This is a genomic window from Cupriavidus sp. D39 (assembly GCF_026627925.1).
In the GTDB taxonomy this organism is placed as follows: domain Bacteria; phylum Pseudomonadota; class Gammaproteobacteria; order Burkholderiales; family Burkholderiaceae; genus Cupriavidus; species Cupriavidus ulmosensis.
In genome coordinates this window covers 2,768,993-2,783,651 of record NZ_JAPNLE010000009.1, presented here as the reverse complement: position 1 = coordinate 2,783,651, position 14,659 = coordinate 2,768,993, and the positions used below count along the sequence as shown (strand labels likewise).

The window sequence follows — 14,659 nt, the reverse complement described above, 5'->3', positions numbered from 1 at the left end:
ATTAGCCGGCTCCGGCGGTCGTCGTTACGCAGCCCGCAGTGACATGGCATTCGGTGCGATCGCAATCTGGCTGCGGCAACACGAACACCCGATGCTACTGCCCACGTAGTTTCTCCGGGATTATGATGGCCGCGAGTGTAGCCCAACGAGGGGGCTTGTTAAGTGAAATCTGGGTGAAGGCAGGCGCCGGCGCGCGGGGCTCCCGTCATGCCGTGCGCGGCCCTTCGCGCCAGCGCCGAAGCAGCGGCGAGAGCAGCACCGAGGCCAGCGCGGCGAACATCAGCACGATGGCGGTGTAGTCCTGCCAGTGCGGCTGCTCGCCCAGCATCCACATGCCGGAAAACACCCCGACCACCGGAATGAACATCATCGACAGGCCCGACACCACCGGCGGCAGCCTGCGCGCCAGCATGAACCACACAAGGTGGCAGAAGGCGAACACCACTACCGCGTTATAGGCGATCGCGCCCCATTCCACGGCGTTCGGCAGGCGCCAGCCCTGCTCGAGGAGCAGCGTGCCGAGCAGCAGGAAGGGCAGGGTGACCACCAGCATCCAGAAGGTCAGCACACCGACCGGCAGCTCGGTCTTGCTGCGCTTCATCATCTGCGTGCCGAAGCCCCAGCCCGCCGCCGCGGCCAGCATCAGCAGCGTGCCGCCGGGGCTGCCGGCCAGCGCCGCGATCTCGCCGGACAGCAGCAGGACCGTGCCGGCCAGCGCGCAGGCAATGCCGATCCAGGCCGCCGCGCCGATGCGCTCGCGAAACAGCACCAGGCCCCAGACCACGGCCCAGATCGGCATGGTGTAGCCGAGGATGGCGGCGCGCCCGGATGACAGCATCTTGACGGCGCAGATGGCCAGCAGGTGCCAGATCACCATATTGGGAATCGCCAGCTTGATCACGGTCGGCCACTGCCCGGGCGGCATGCGCAGCGATTCGCCGCGCAGGCGCAAGGCCAGGCCCAGCGCCAGCACGCCGCCGGCCATGCAGAGCAGGCGAAACCCCATGGCCGGGAAGTGCGCCACGCCGAGTTTCATGATGGGCCAGTTGATGCCCCAGGCAAGGGTGAGGATGACGAGCAACACCAGGCTGCGGCGATTGAGATGCATTGGCGGGGCGGCGGCTGTGTGCGACGCCGCTCTTTGTATCGAGGAAGAACGGCAGAAGATAGCACGCAGCGGGTAAAATCGCAGGAACGACTGTTGCCGCGGGGGAGCGCCGACCCGGCTTGACAAGCCCGGCGCGCAGCCGACGCGGCCGACCCAGATTAGCGAGCATCCCATGACCTTCACCGAGCAGCTGGCTGCAGCCTGGCAGCGCAACGATTCCCTCCTTTGCGTCGGGCTGGATCCCGACCCGGGCAAGCTGCCCCTGTCCATGACGGGCACGGGCGGCGCGATCTTCTCCTTTTGCCGCGAGATCGTCGACGCCACCGCCGACGTGGTCTGCGCCTTCAAGCCGCAGATCGCCTATTTTGCGGCGCAGCGCGCCGAAGACCAGCTCGAGCAGCTGATCGCCTATATCCATGACGCCCATCCCGGGATTCCCGTGATCCTGGACGCCAAGCGCGGCGACATCGGCTCGACCGCGCAGCAATACGCCATCGAGGCCTTCGAGCGTTACCGGGCCGATGCGGTCACGGTCAATCCCTATATGGGCCTGGATTCGCTCGAGCCGTACCTGGCCTATCCGGATCGCGGCGTGATCGTGCTGTGCCGCACGTCCAATCCCGGCGGCTCCGACGTGCAATTCCTGCCGGTGGACGGCAAGCCCGTGTACCAGGTGGTGGCCGAGGCGGCCGCCACACGCTGGAATACCAATGGACAGATGGCGCTGGTGGTGGGGGCGACCTTCCCCGCTGAGATTGCCAAGGTGCGCGAGATCGTGGGCGACATGCCGCTGCTGATCCCCGGCATCGGCGCTCAGGGCGGCGATATCGAGGCCACCGTGCGCGCCGGGCGCACCGGCGCTGGCGCCGGCATGATGATCAATTCGTCGCGCGCCATCCTCTATGCCAGCCGCGAGAAGGATTTCGCGGCCGCTGCGCGCAACGTCGCGCTGCAGACGCGCGAAACCATCAACCGCTTCCGCCAGGGCTGAGCCGCCGCCACGCGTGACTGAGGTTTCAGGCCTCGTTGCGGACCAGCTCAAGCAGGCCGCGGATGGCGTATTCCGCGGCCTGGCGGCGGATCTGCTGCCGGTCGCCGCGAAAACGCTGCGTTTCCACCTTGGTGGTGATGCGGTTGCTCCAGCCGAAGCACACCATGCCCACGGGCTTTTCCGGCGTGCCGCCGGTCGGGCCGGCCACGCCGGTGATCGATAGCGCCACCTGGGCGCGGCTGTTGAGCAGAGCCCCTTCGGCCATGGCGCGCGCCACTTCCTCGCTGACCGCGCCATGGTCGCGGATCAGCTTGGCCGGCACACCCAGCATGGTCGACTTGGCCTCGTTCGAATACGTGACGAAGCCCCGCTCGAACCACCCTGACGAGCCCGACACATCCGTGATGGCCGCGGCCACCAGGCCGCCTGTGCAGGACTCCGCCGTGGCGAGCAACAGCGACTTCTCGCTCAGGGAAATTCCGACCTGGACGGCGAGTTGGTCGAGCAAGCGGCTGACGAGCATGATGGCGGTTCAGTAGTTAGGGTTGGGGGAGCGGCGGATCACAGCGAACGCCACAGGGCGAACACCAGCAGCGTGTAGAAGGCGGCCATGATGTCGTCGAACATCACGCCGAAGCTGCCGCGCAGGCCGGGCCCCTTGAGCTTACGGTCGAGATGCCCGATGGGCGCCGGCTTGACGATGTCGAACAGGCGGAACCACAGGAATGCCGCAAGCTGGCCCCAGAACCCGGTTGGCATGACGAAGGCCATGACCAGCCAGAACGCGACGATCTCGTCCCAGACCATGCTGCCGTGATCAAACACGCCCATGTCGCGCGCGGTGCGCGCGCACGCCCAGAGCCCCAGCACAAAGCCGCCGACGATCAGCCATAGCCAGGTTTCCGGCTGCACCCACATTGAGATCACCAGGTAGGACACCCATGCGTACAGCGTGCCGACCGTGCCCGGCCCGACTGGCGATAGTCCCGAGCCGAAGCCCAGGGCGATCAGGTGAGCGGGATGCGAGAGCATGAAACGCGCCGTGGGGCGCGTGACCTTGGCGGCCTGGCCGGCTTCCAGGGTCAGGGCGGGATCGTGCGCGGTAGGCCCGGGCGGATTGGCGGACATCAGGGGTTGGCTCGTCTGGTTCGGATGGAGATTATTCCGGACACGTGTCCGGGCAGGGTCTGGCGCCCCGCATGGCTGCATGATGACACGGCGCACGCACGCTTGTCAGGGGAAGCGAAGTGGTCGAAGCTGGTGCCGTTGTAAGCGCTCGGGTTGCCGTCGCGGTCCACCAGGCGCAGGCCGGCCTCGGGCGTGATGGCGCCGACACGCGTCACCGCCAGCCCGAGCCGCGCGCCGATGGCGGCAATATGGTCGCGCTCGCCCACGGGGGCGGTAAAGCAGAGTTCGTAGTCGTCGCCGCCGGCCAGCGTGCATTCCAGCTGGCGCGCCTGCGGCTGGCTGGCCAGCACCGTCGAGCGCGGCAGGGCGTCGACATCGAGCAGGGCGCCGACCTGGGAGCGCTCCAGGATATGGCCGAGGTCGCCGACCAGGCCATCGGAGATGTCGAGTGCCGCATGCGCCACGCCACGAAGCGCCATGCCCAGCGCGATGCGCGGCGTGGGCGTCTCCATGCGCGGGCGCACCTGGCTGAAGTCCGGCTCGGGCAGCAGCCATTCGCCACGGAAGTCGCCCAGCGCCAGGCGGGCGTCGCCGAGCGTGCCGGAAATCCAGATGTCGTCGCCGGGGCGTGCGGCATCGCGTCGCAGCGCCTTATGCATGGGTACGTCGCCGAACACCGTCAGGCTCAGCGTGAGCGGGCCGCGCGTGGTGTCGCCGCCGATCAGCTCGCAGCCGTGCGCGTCAGCCAGTTCCAGCATGCCGGCAGCCAGTTCGGACAGCCAGGCCGCTTGCGCGTCGGGCAGTGCCAGCGCCAGCGTGAAGGCGCGGGGCTCGGCGCCCATGGCCGCCAGGTCGGACAGATTGACCGCCAGCGCCTTGTGGCCAAGTGAGCGCGGCGCCACGTCCGGAAAGAAATGCCGCCCGCTGACCAGCATGTCGGTGCTGATGGCAAGGTGGTGGCCGGGACGCCCTTCAATCAGCGCGCAATCGTCACCCACACCCAGTACCGCCTTGCGTGCGGGCCGGGTAAAGAAACGGCGGATCAGGTCGAACTCGGAGAGCTGGGCGCTGGAGGAATCGGGCATGAAGGGGGTCGGGGCGGCGGAGATTCTGCGAAGGGCCAGGGAAACCTCGCCGGGTCGCGGCCGCTGCGGGTTTCGCCCTGCTGTTCAGCGCAGGCGGCATGCGGCATATTGTACCGAAACGCAAAGGTGCCTCGCGCAAAACGCTTATTGTGAAATAATATTTCACAATATAAAATGCGAGGTTCCAAAGGAAGAGACCGCGGGTACGTGGAGCCGACCCGCCATTTCGTGTCCCATACGTGATTAACGGCTCCACCGACCGGAAGATGCGCCGATGACCAGTCCCCAGCAGCCCACGCCCCAAGACGACCTGAAGCAGCAGCAGCGTGAGGCGCTGCGCAAAGCTGCCCTGGAATATCACGAGTTTCCGACCCCGGGCAAGATCTCCGTCACGCCGACCAAGCCGCTGTCCAACCAGCGCGACCTGGCCCTGGCCTACTCGCCGGGCGTCGCCGCCGCGTGCGAGGAAATCGTGGCCGATCCGGCCAACTCCTTTCGCTACACCGCGCGCGGCAACCTGGTTGGCGTGATCACCAATGGCACCGCCGTGCTGGGCCTGGGCGATATCGGCCCGGCGGCTTCCAAGCCGGTGATGGAAGGCAAGGCCGGCCTGTTCAAGAAATTCGCCGGCATCGACGTGTTCGACATCGAGCTCGATGAGAAGGACCCCGAGAAGCTCGTGCAGATCATCGCCGCGCTCGAGCCCACCTTCGGCGGCATCAACCTGGAAGACATCAAGGCGCCGGAGTGCTTCTACGTCGAGCGCAAGCTGCGCGAGCGCATGAAGATTCCCGTCTTCCACGATGACCAGCATGGCACCGCCATCGTGGTCGGCGCGGCCGTGGTCAATGGCCTGACCGTGGTCGGCAAAGATATCAGCAAGGTCAAGCTGGTGGCTTCCGGCGCCGGCGCCGCGGCGCTGGCCTGCCTGGACCTGCTGCTGGACCTGGGCATGAAGCTCGAGAACATCTGGGTGACCGACCTGGCTGGCGTGGTCTATGAAGGCCGCACCGAGCTGATGGACCCGGAAAAGGCGCGTTTCTCGCAAAAGACCGACAAGCGCAAGCTGGCCGAAGTGATCGACGGCGCCGATATTTTCCTGGGCCTGTCCGCCGCTGGCGTGCTCAAGCAGGACATGGTCCAGCGCATGGCCGACAAGCCGCTGGTGCTGGCCCTGGCCAACCCCAACCCGGAAATCCTGCCGGAGCTGGCCAAGGAAGTGCGCCCGGACGCGGTGATCGCCACCGGCCGTACCGACTACCCGAACCAGGTCAACAACGTCCTGTGCTTCCCGTTCATCTTCCGCGGCGCGCTGGACTGCGGCGCGACCACCATCACGCGTGAGATGGAAGTCGCCGCGGCGCATGCGATCGCGGAACTGGCGCGCCAGGAGCAGAGCGACATCGTTGCCACCGCCTATGGTATCCAGGACCTGTCCTTCGGCCCTGAGTACCTGATTCCCAAGCCCTTCGACCCGCGCCTGATCGTCAAGATCGCGCCGGCGGTGGCCGAGGCCGCCATGAAGTCCGGCGTGGCCGCGCGCCCGATCAAGGACATGGACGCGTACCGTCTGCAGCTGCAGCAGTTCGTGTACCACTCCGGCACCCTGATGAAGCCGATCTACGCGGCTGCCCGCCAGGTCGACATGGAGAAGAAGCGCATCGTCTTCGCCGAGGGCGAGGAAGAGCGCGTGCTGCGCGCGGTGCAGGTGATCGTCGACGAAAAGCTGGCCAACCCGATCCTGGTCGGCCGCCCGGCCGTCATCGCCCACCGCATCGAGCGCTTTGGCCTGCGCCTGCGCGGCGGCATCGACTTCACCGTGGTCAACCCGGAACACGACGCACGCTTTCGCGACTACTCCGAGGCGTACTTCAAGATGATGGCCCGCCAGGGTGTCACGCAGCAGTACGCCAAGCTGGAAATGCGCCGCCGCACCACCTTGATCGGCGCCATGCTGGTCAAGCAGGGCGAGGCCGACGGCATGGTCTGCGGCACGGTCAGCACCACCGCCGCCCACCTGCGCTACATCGACCAGGTGCTGGGTGGCTCCAACGAGGTGTACGCCGCGATGAACGGGCTGGTCCTGCCGGGCCGCCAGATCTTCCTGGTCGACACCCACGTCAACATCGACCCGACCGCCGGCCAGCTGGCCGCGATCACCCTGATGGCCGCGGAAGAGCTCAAGCGCTTCGGCATCGTCCCCAAGGTGGCGCTGGTGTCGCACTCGAACTTCGGCACCTCCGAAGCGCCGTCGGCGCAGAAGATGCGTGAAACGCTGGCGATCCTGCGCGAGCGTGCCCCGGATCTCGAGGTGGATGGCGAGATGCACGGCGATTGCGCGCTGGACCCGAAGCTGCGTGACACGCTGGTGCCGGACGGCACCCTCAAGGGCGAGGCCAACCTGCTGGTGTGCCCGAACATCGACGCCGCCAACATCGCCTACAACCTGCTCAAGGTCGCGGCGGGCAACAATGTGGCGATCGGGCCGATCCTGCTTGGCGTCAAGGCGCCTGTCCACATCCTGACGCCTTCGGCCACGGTGCGGCGTATCGTCAATATGACGTCGCTGGTAGTGGTGGACGCGGCAGCCAAGCGCTAAACCGCCGTCAGTCTTCAAAAGCCGGGCTTGCCCGGCTTTTTTATCGCCTTTTTACTGCCGCCGGCACCGCGTCAGTGTGTGCACACATTTGTTTAACATGTTGAAACAATTGAGGTTTTCCACTCTGCCAGGGGGCGGGGATTGATTATTTATTAGCATGGGCGTAACCTTATGCCTTTGAAGTACGCGCTCGTTACACGCGCGACGAAGCTGTCGATTTACGCGCAGGCCGTCCGGGGCGCAAGCAAAATAGGCAGTTTAGGTGGCGCGGCAACCGCGCAGCGGCGCCGGGATCATTTTGTTGGTGTCCTCAAATCAAGACAAGCAACGTGGGTTCCCAGATTCCTTTGACGCAGCGCGCATCACAATGGATTTCAGTCGCCGGTCTGGCGCGAGCAGCAAGCCGGGTGTTGGCAGGCGTGGCATTGTCGTGCGCGCTGGCGCAGCCGGTGCTGGCACGCCAGGCGACCGATGACGGCACGGGAACCATCGCGGTACAACAGTTGCCCAACGAGGCACAGTCCACGTTGGAGCGGATCGAAGCGGGTGGCCCGTTTCCCTACGCCAAGGATGGCTCGAGGTTCGGCAACTACGAGCGCGCCTTGCCGCAAAGGTCGCGCAATTATTACCGCGAATACACGGTGAAGACAAACAGCCGAAATCGAGGAGCACGACGGATCGTATGTGGCGGTGATCAACGCGCCACCAACGACTGTTACTACACGGACGACCACTACAACAGTTTCAAACGGATAGCCAAATGATGACTGACATTTTCGGATTGGGCGACGCCCTTGCCGCCCGCGAAGAGCGCGGCGCCGGAGATGGCTGGCAGCGGGCCCAGACCCAGGCCCAGAATCTTTACGACAACGTGTTGACGATGCCCCGCAACGAGCTCTCGCAACAAACGCCGCTCGCACCCGTTCCCGCAGCCGGCACTGACGGCAGCCAAGAGGGAGCCATGAACCTGTTCAAGACGGTGCGTCCAAACATCGTCCAGTCGATCCGCGCGTTTCGCGTGCCCGAACTAGCCCAGGCCGCGGCGGAGCTGGGCCAGCATTTCCTGTACGCGAACTGCGCGCACTGCCAGAGCAAGGCGGAAGTGCTGGAAACCATCGCCACCAACTTCCTCTTTCCCAAGCATTTCGGCAAGAATTTCGATGCGCTGGCCGATTGCCTGACCGACCTGATTCACAAGGCGGGCGCGCAGCCCGGTTTCGTGATCGTGCTCGAAGGCCTGCCGATTGCGCAGAAGTTCGACAAGGAAGGGCGCGAGGTCTTGCTCGATGTGTTCCGCGATGCGGCCGAGTTCTGGGCCGAGCGCAAGGTGCAGTTCCGCGTGTTCTACTCCTTCGCCTGAGCGCCAGCCGCCCGCAGCGAAGACAGCAAGATGGAAAAGGCCCGCTAGCAGCGGGCCTTTTGCTTGCCGGCAGGGCGCGGGGTTACGCCGCCGGCGGTATCTCGCCTTGCGGCGTCAGCTTGTCGATCAGCTCCGGCAGTCCTTCGCTGAGATGGGCTGCGACATCCTCTTGGGACAGGCCCGTCTTTTCGGCCAGGCTCTCCAGCGCGCCGGTGCCACCGAGTGCGCTGGCCAGCGCGGACGGCGAGACCGCCTGGTTGGCGCCGGTGCCGATCCACGAGTTGACCTGCTCGCCCAGGCCGGCCTGGGCCAGGACCTGCTGCAAGGCCCCGATGCCGCCTGCCGCCGCGCCCAGCGCAGGTGCGGCGCCGGCCTGGCCCTGGCCACCCAGCAGCCCGCCGAGCAATCCGCCCAGATCCAGGCCGCCTGGTGCGCCACCGGCCGCGCCACCGCCGCCCATCAGCCCGCCGAGCAGTCCGCCAAGCCCGCCGAGGCCACCTGCGCTGGCGGCCGGATCGGCCGGATCATGCTCCGCCCCGGGGCTGCCTTCGGCGCCTTTGTGGCGCATGGCCAGCATGGCCAGCAGGCCGAGCGCCATCATCATCTTCGGGTTCAGGCCGCCAGCGCCCGCTTCGCCGCTGCCGCGCTGCCCGAGCACTCCGCCCAGCACGCTATCGAGTAGTCCCATGATCGACTCCTTCCGGTGAAAGTGGCGCCGGGCCGGGATGGCCCGGGTGCCGTCAAAATCCGCCCAGTACCGCGTTGAGCGTGGCCAGGCAAGCAAGCCCGGCTGTCTCTGTACGCAAGATGCGCGGCCCGAGTGACACGCCCGTGAATCCGGCGCGTAGCGCCGCTGCTTCCTCGTCCGGCGCCAGCCCGCCTTCGGGCCCGATCAGCAGCGTGACGCCGCTGTCCAGCAGCGCATTGCGCTGCTCGGTGGCAAACGATACCAGCGACTGCGAGGCCCGCGGCGATACCAGCAGCCGTGCCCCTTGGGCCGCTGCCGGCTTCGCCTGCAGGCCCAGCCACGATTCCAAGTTAGCGACCGGCGCGACCTCCGGCAAGCGATTGCGCCCACATTGCTCGCATGCGGCCTCGACCAGCGCCTGCCAGTGCGCCTGGCGCTTTTGCGCCCGCTCCGCCGAGAGCCGGACCACCGAGCGGGCCGCCTGCAGGGGCTGGATGGCGGCAACGCCAAGCTCGACGGATTTCTCGATCAGCCAGTCCATCTTGTCGCCGCCCGCCAGCCCCTGCGCCAGCGTGACGCGGAACGGCGGCTCGGCCTCGAACGGATCGTGGCTGCCGATCCGCGCCAGCGCATGGCGCTTGCCGATATCGACCAGGGTAGCCGCATGGCTGCCGCCGCGTCCGTCGAACAGGGTGATGTCGTCGCCCGGGTTGAGCCGCAGCACCTGGACATGGCGCACCACGGCCTCGGGCAGTGGCATGTCGGTCTCGGCGGCCAACGCGGCATCGATAAAAAAGCGAGGCGGCATCAGGCGGATCCGTCCTCGTTCTTGCCGGCAGCTTTGGCCAGCGGCTTGCCAAAGCCCCAGCGGTAACCGTCGGGATCTTCGACCATGCAGTAGCGGTCGCCCCAGAACTGGTCGGCGGGCGCCATCAGGCTGATCGCGCCGGCGGCGACGGCGCGCGCGTGCATGGCATCGACGTCGTCGCAGTAGACGTAGAACGTCTGCGGGCATTCGACGCCGAGCGAGCGGGGCGCGCGCGCGGTGCTGCCCCAGGCGCCTTCGGGCGCGAACATCACGACGAGCTCGCCCTGGTAGTGCATCTCGGCGTGGGTCGGCACACCGTTTTCGTCGACCACGTTCCCCGCGCTGAAACCGAAGGCGCGGTGGTAGAAGTCGAGCGCGCTGCGCCCGTTGCCCACCGTCAGGTAGGGGGTGAGCCAGGGGGTGTTGGCCGGTCTTGTCATGATCGTCTCCTGGTTACGGGAAGCCGCGCGGGGCTTGCCGTGGCGGCAAGACTCGCGGTGCGAATGAGCATCTTACGCGGGTGCGCCGGCGCTGTCGAAAAGCGCCTGCAGGTGCAGGGGCAGGGCGAACAAGGCAGGATGGAGCGCTGCGTGGTAGCAGCGCAGCTTGCGATCGAGCTTCCAGGCGCGCAGCCGCTCGTCGAGTTGCGCGGAGTCGGCGCCGCGCACATCGAGGCTGTCGCTGGCCAGCGCGATGGCCCATTGCGCGCCATAGACGGGGATGAAAGCGGTGATGGGCTGGACATGCGCAAAGCACTGCTGCAAGCGCGCGGCGAGCACGCGGACTGAATCGGGGCGGTGCTCCGGCGGGCCAAGGTGCACGGACAGCGCGCCGCCGGGCGCCAGGCAGCGCCGGGCGGTTTGCAGGCCGTGGGCGGAGAACAGCGCCGCCGCCGGGCTGCCGTCGTCGGCCTCGGTCAAATCGAATACGATCAGGTCGAACTGCCGCCCCGCGCGCCCAAATGCTTCCATCAAGCCGAGTGCGTCGCCGATGGCGAGGTGCACGCGCGGATCGTCGAAGGCACCCTGGTGGATGCCATCGAGCCAGGCCCGGGCCAGCGTCACGACATCGGGATCGAGTTCGGCCACCACCACCTCGCGCATGAAGGGCAGGCGCAGCAATTCATGCGCCGAGCCGCCGTCGCCGCCACCCACCACCAGCGCGCAGCGCGCCGCGCCATGGGCCACGGCCATGGGGTACACCATCAGCTCGTGCTGGATGAAGGCGTCCGCCTCCGCGCTCATGACGCGGCCATCGAGGCGGAAGATCCGGCCAAAGCGGGGATGCTCGCCAATCTCGATTTGCTGGTACGGCGAGCGCACTGCCGCGAGCAGCCGAATCTGGCCCAAGGTGGTGCCAACGCCGGGGGAAAGCCATTCAGTCCATTGCAGATGGCCGCCAGGCGGGGCCGCCGGGTGGCCGAACTCCCCCTTTGATCTGGTAAAATTCCGCTTTTCCCGCCGCCAGGTTCCCGCCGCATGTCTCACCTCGCTCATCCCGCCGCCAGTCCGCACGCTTCGCAGCCCATCCAACTCATGGCCAACGCCATCCGCGTCCTGGCCATGGACGCCGTCCAGCAGGCCAATTCAGGCCACCCCGGCATGCCGATGGGCATGGCGGATATCGCGGTTGCGCTGTGGGGCCGTCATCTGAAGCATAACCCGAGCAACCCCAAGTGGGCTGACCGCGACCGCTTCGTGCTGTCCAACGGCCACGGCTCGATGCTGCTTTACGCGCTGCTGCACCTGACCGGCTACGACCTGCCCCTGGCCGAGCTGAAGAACTTCCGCCAGATGCACAGCAAGACGGCTGGCCACCCGGAATACGGCATCACCCCGGGCGTGGAAACCACCACCGGCCCGCTGGGCCAGGGCCTGACCAACGCGGTCGGCATGGCGCTGGCCGAGCGCCTGCTGGGCGAGGAATTCAACCGCCCCGGCTTCGACATCGTCAACCACCACACCTATGTGTTCCTGGGCGACGGCTGCCTGATGGAAGGCATCAGCCACGAGGCCTGCTCGCTGGCCGGCACGCTGAAGCTGAACAAGCTGGTCGCGCTGTGGGACGACAACGGCATCTCGATCGATGGCGACGTGGTGCACTGGTTCGCCGACGACACCCCGAAGCGTTTCGAAGCCTACGGCTGGAATGTCATCCGCGCGGTGGACGGCCATGACGCCGCCGCCGTCGACGCCGCCATCGCCGAAGCCAAGTACAGCGACCGCCCGACCCTGATCTGCTGCCGTACCCTGATCGGCAAGGGCGCGCCCAACAAGGAAGGCGGTCACGATGTGCACGGCGCGCCGCTTGGTGGTGCCGAGATCCTGGCCACGCGCGAGGCGCTGGGCTGGGCCCACGCGCCGTTCGAGCTGCCGGCCGAAGTCTATACGGCATGGGATGCCAAGGCCCGCGGCGGTTCGCTGGAAAAGGCCTGGAACGCCCTGTTCGAGGCTTATGCCGAGCGCTTCCCGTACGAAGCCGGCGAATTCCAGCGCCGCATGCGCGGCGAGCTGCCCGGCGCGTTCGACGCTGCGGTGGACGCGTTCCTGGCCAAGTGCGAGGAAAAGGCGGAAACCATCGCCACCCGCAAGGCCAGCCAGAACACCATCGAGGCGCTCGCGCCGGTGCTGCCGGAATTCCTGGGCGGCTCGGCCGACCTGACCGGCTCCAACCTGACCAACTGGTCGGGCAGCAAGGCCGTGCGCGGCGATGCCTGGGGCACTCACATCAACTACGGCGTGCGCGAGTTCGGCATGAGCGCCATCATGAACGGCATCACGCTGCATGGTGGCTACATCCCTTATGGCGGCACGTTCCTGACCTTCTCCGACTACAGCCGCAATGCCCTGCGCATGGCAGCGCTGATGAAGATCCGCACGCTGTTCGTGTTCACCCACGACTCCATCGGCCTGGGCGAGGACGGCCCGACCCACCAGTCGATCGAGCACGTCGCCAGCCTGCGCCTGATCCCCAACATGGATGTGTGGCGTACCGCCGACACTACCGAAACCGCGGTGGCCTGGGCCCAGTCCGTGCGCCGCGAGAACGGCCCGAGCTGCCTGATCTTCAGCCGCCAGAACCTGCCGTTCCAGAAGCGTGACGACACCACCCGCGCCAATATCGCGCGCGGCGGCTACGTGCTGCGCGATGGCACCAACGCCAAGACCGGCCGCCCGGACGCCGTGATCATCGCCACCGGCTCGGAAGTCGGCCTGGCCGTGGGCGCCGCTGATCAACTGGCTGCCGACGGCGTGCACGTGCGCGTGGTCTCGGTGCCGGCAACCACGGTATTCGACAAGCAGGACGCCGCCTACAAGGCATCGGTGCTGCCGGCCGGCGTGCCGCGCGTGGCGGTGGAAGCCGGCGTGACGGATTTCTGGTGGAAGTACCAGGTCCAGGCCGTGGTGGGCATCGACACCTTCGGCGAATCGGCTCCCGCTGGCGTATTGTTCAAGCACTTCGGCTTCACGGTCGAGAACGTCGTGCGCACCGTGCGCGACACGCTCGGCCAGTAACAAGCATTCCCGGGCCCGCGCAGCGGCCGACTCGGCCGCGCGGGCTGGCAGACGCTTTCCCGCATCCATCGATCGTTAGCCTACTCAGGAGATAAACATGACCATCAAGATCGGCATCAACGGCTTCGGCCGCATCGGGCGCATGGTGTTCCGCGCTGCCGCCGCCAACTTCAAGGAAATCGAAGTGGTCGGCATCAACGACCTGCTCGAGCCCGACTACCTGGCCTACATGCTGAAGTACGACTCGGTGCACGGCCGCTTCGACGGCGAAGTGTCGGTCGACGGCAACACCCTGATCGTCAACGGCAAGAAGATCCGCCTGACCGCCGTCAAGGATCCGTCCGAGCTGAAGTGGGGCGAGATCGGCGCCGACGTGGTGATCGAGTCCACCGGCATCTTCCTGACCAAGGAAGGCGCGCAGAAGCACATCGACGCGGGCGCCAGGAAGGTGATCATGTCGGCCCCGTCCAAGGACGACACCCCGATGTTCGTGTACGGCGTGAACCACGGCACGTACAAGGGCGAAGCGATCATCTCCAACGCCAGCTGCACCACCAACTGCCTGGCGCCGGTCGCCAAGGTGCTCAACGACAAGTGGGGCATCAAGCGTGGCCTGATGACCACCGTGCACGCCACCACCGCCACGCAAAAGACCGTCGACGGCCCGTCCAACAAGGACTGGCGCGGTGGCCGGGGCATCCTGGAAAACATCATCCCGTCGAGCACTGGCGCTGCCAAGGCCGTGGGCGTGGTGATTCCTGAGCTGAACAAGAAGCTGACCGGCATGTCGTTCCGCGTGCCGACCTCCGACGTGTCGGTGGTCGACCTGACCGTCGAGCTGGAAAAGGGTGCTACCTACGCCGAGATCTGCGCCGAAATGAAGGCACAGAGCCAGGGCGCGCTCAAGGGCGTGCTGGGTTACACCGAAGACAAGGTGGTTGCCACGGATTTCCGCGGCGATGCACGCACCTCGATCTTCGACGCCGAAGCCGGCATCGCGCTGGACTCGACCTTCGTCAAGATCGTGAGCTGGTACGACAACGAGTGGGGCTATTCCAACAAGGTGCTGGAAATGGCTCGCGTCGTCGCCAAGTAAGCTTGCCTGGATAGGTTGGTTTGCGCACGGAACAAAGCGGCATTCCCTGGAATGCCGCTTTGTCGTCTGCCTGCAACTCCAGCTATCGGCAGCCTAGGCAAGCCTTCCGCCAGGATCCCGGCGCAAGGACAAAGACCGGCACGGTGCTAGGGGCGGGCGCGGAATTCCTGTTCCGTTCCCGACTTTGCTCTTACACTGTGAAAGTGCTGGATATACAGATGCGCAGCCAATGCAAGTGACGATACGGTCATTCCCAATTCCCAATCCAACCTGGGTGAGAT

The 14,659-nt window shown here is 66.5% G+C and carries 14 protein-coding genes; 6 read left to right on the top strand and 8 right to left on the bottom strand.

What is annotated here, in order from left to right; translation table 11 throughout:
- Positions 1 to 205: 205 nt before the first annotated feature.
- A complete protein-coding gene (locus tag OMK73_RS25100) occupies positions 206 to 1,108 on the bottom strand; it encodes a DMT family transporter (protein WP_267604421.1) in 903 nt (300 codons plus the stop codon).
- A 172-nt stretch (positions 1,109 to 1,280) separates the two neighbouring features.
- On the opposite strand from OMK73_RS25100, the gene pyrF reads away from it, so the two are divergent.
- Entirely contained in the window at positions 1,281 to 2,099 is an 819-nt protein-coding gene (pyrF, locus tag OMK73_RS25095) for an orotidine-5'-phosphate decarboxylase (RefSeq protein WP_267604420.1), read from the top strand.
- A 25-nt stretch (positions 2,100 to 2,124) separates the two neighbouring features.
- Here pyrF and OMK73_RS25090 read toward each other — a convergent pair whose 3' ends face one another.
- From OMK73_RS25090 to thiL, 3 genes are read right to left on the bottom strand one after another with little or no spacing between them, the layout of a single operon-like run.
- Positions 2,125 to 2,622, bottom strand: a complete 498-nt coding sequence (locus tag OMK73_RS25090) for a CinA family protein (protein ID WP_267604419.1) — start codon at positions 2,620 to 2,622, stop codon at positions 2,125 to 2,127.
- Positions 2,623 to 2,660: 38 nt separating this feature from the next.
- Positions 2,661 to 3,227 (bottom strand): phosphatidylglycerophosphatase A, encoded by a 567-nt coding sequence (locus OMK73_RS25085; RefSeq protein WP_267604418.1) that lies wholly within the window; start codon positions 3,225 to 3,227, stop codon positions 2,661 to 2,663.
- Positions 3,227 to 4,312 carry a thiamine-phosphate kinase gene (thiL, locus tag OMK73_RS25080; protein ID WP_267604416.1) on the bottom strand — a complete coding sequence of 362 codons (1,086 nt, stop codon included), beginning with the start codon at positions 4,310 to 4,312 and terminating at the stop codon, positions 3,227 to 3,229. Before thiL ends, OMK73_RS25085 begins: the two co-directional genes overlap by 1 nt.
- Before the next feature lie 274 nt (positions 4,313 to 4,586).
- Here thiL and OMK73_RS25075 point away from each other — a divergent pair, with 274 nt between their 5' ends.
- The 3 genes from OMK73_RS25075 to OMK73_RS25065 all read left to right on the top strand — a co-directional run bounded on the left by OMK73_RS25075 (position 4,587) and on the right by OMK73_RS25065 (position 8,271).
- Complete coding sequence (locus OMK73_RS25075; RefSeq protein ID WP_267604415.1) at positions 4,587 to 6,911, top strand: NADP-dependent malic enzyme; 2,325 nt, start codon at positions 4,587 to 4,589, stop codon at positions 6,909 to 6,911.
- A 407-nt stretch (positions 6,912 to 7,318) separates the two neighbouring features.
- Positions 7,319 to 7,675, top strand: coding sequence for a ribonuclease domain-containing protein (locus OMK73_RS25070; protein WP_420715674.1), 357 nt, complete (start codon positions 7,319 to 7,321; stop codon positions 7,673 to 7,675).
- Positions 7,672 to 8,271, top strand: a complete 600-nt coding sequence (locus tag OMK73_RS25065) for a barstar family protein (protein WP_267604414.1) — start codon at positions 7,672 to 7,674, stop codon at positions 8,269 to 8,271. Before OMK73_RS25070 ends, OMK73_RS25065 begins: the two co-directional genes overlap by 4 nt.
- An 82-nt stretch (positions 8,272 to 8,353) precedes the next feature.
- On the opposite strand, the gene OMK73_RS25060 is transcribed toward OMK73_RS25065, so the two are convergent.
- The 4 genes from OMK73_RS25060 to OMK73_RS25045 form a co-directional block, all read right to left on the bottom strand.
- Positions 8,354 to 8,959 carry a YidB family protein gene (locus tag OMK73_RS25060; RefSeq protein ID WP_267604413.1) on the bottom strand — a complete coding sequence of 202 codons (606 nt, stop codon included), beginning with the start codon at positions 8,957 to 8,959 and terminating at the stop codon, positions 8,354 to 8,356.
- 52 nt (positions 8,960 to 9,011) lie between these two features.
- Positions 9,012 to 9,767, bottom strand: a complete 756-nt coding sequence (locus tag OMK73_RS25055) for a 16S rRNA (uracil(1498)-N(3))-methyltransferase (protein ID WP_267604411.1) — start codon at positions 9,765 to 9,767, stop codon at positions 9,012 to 9,014.
- Positions 9,767 to 10,207 carry a VOC family protein gene (locus tag OMK73_RS25050; RefSeq protein ID WP_267604410.1) on the bottom strand — a complete coding sequence of 147 codons (441 nt, stop codon included), beginning with the start codon at positions 10,205 to 10,207 and terminating at the stop codon, positions 9,767 to 9,769. Before OMK73_RS25050 ends, OMK73_RS25055 begins: the two co-directional genes overlap by 1 nt.
- Positions 10,208 to 10,279: 72 nt before the next feature.
- Positions 10,280 to 11,116 (bottom strand): spermidine synthase, encoded by an 837-nt coding sequence (locus OMK73_RS25045; RefSeq protein WP_267604409.1) that lies wholly within the window; start codon positions 11,114 to 11,116, stop codon positions 10,280 to 10,282.
- 129 nt (positions 11,117 to 11,245) lie between these two features.
- On the opposite strand from OMK73_RS25045, the gene tkt reads away from it, so the two are divergent.
- Positions 11,246 to 13,282 carry a transketolase gene (tkt, locus tag OMK73_RS25040; RefSeq protein WP_267604408.1) on the top strand — a complete coding sequence of 679 codons (2,037 nt, stop codon included), beginning with the start codon at positions 11,246 to 11,248 and terminating at the stop codon, positions 13,280 to 13,282.
- A 97-nt stretch (positions 13,283 to 13,379) separates the two neighbouring features.
- Positions 13,380 to 14,378, top strand: a complete 999-nt coding sequence (gene gap / locus OMK73_RS25035) for a type I glyceraldehyde-3-phosphate dehydrogenase (RefSeq protein ID WP_174422980.1) — start codon at positions 13,380 to 13,382, stop codon at positions 14,376 to 14,378.
- Positions 14,379 to 14,659 lie beyond the last annotated feature (281 nt).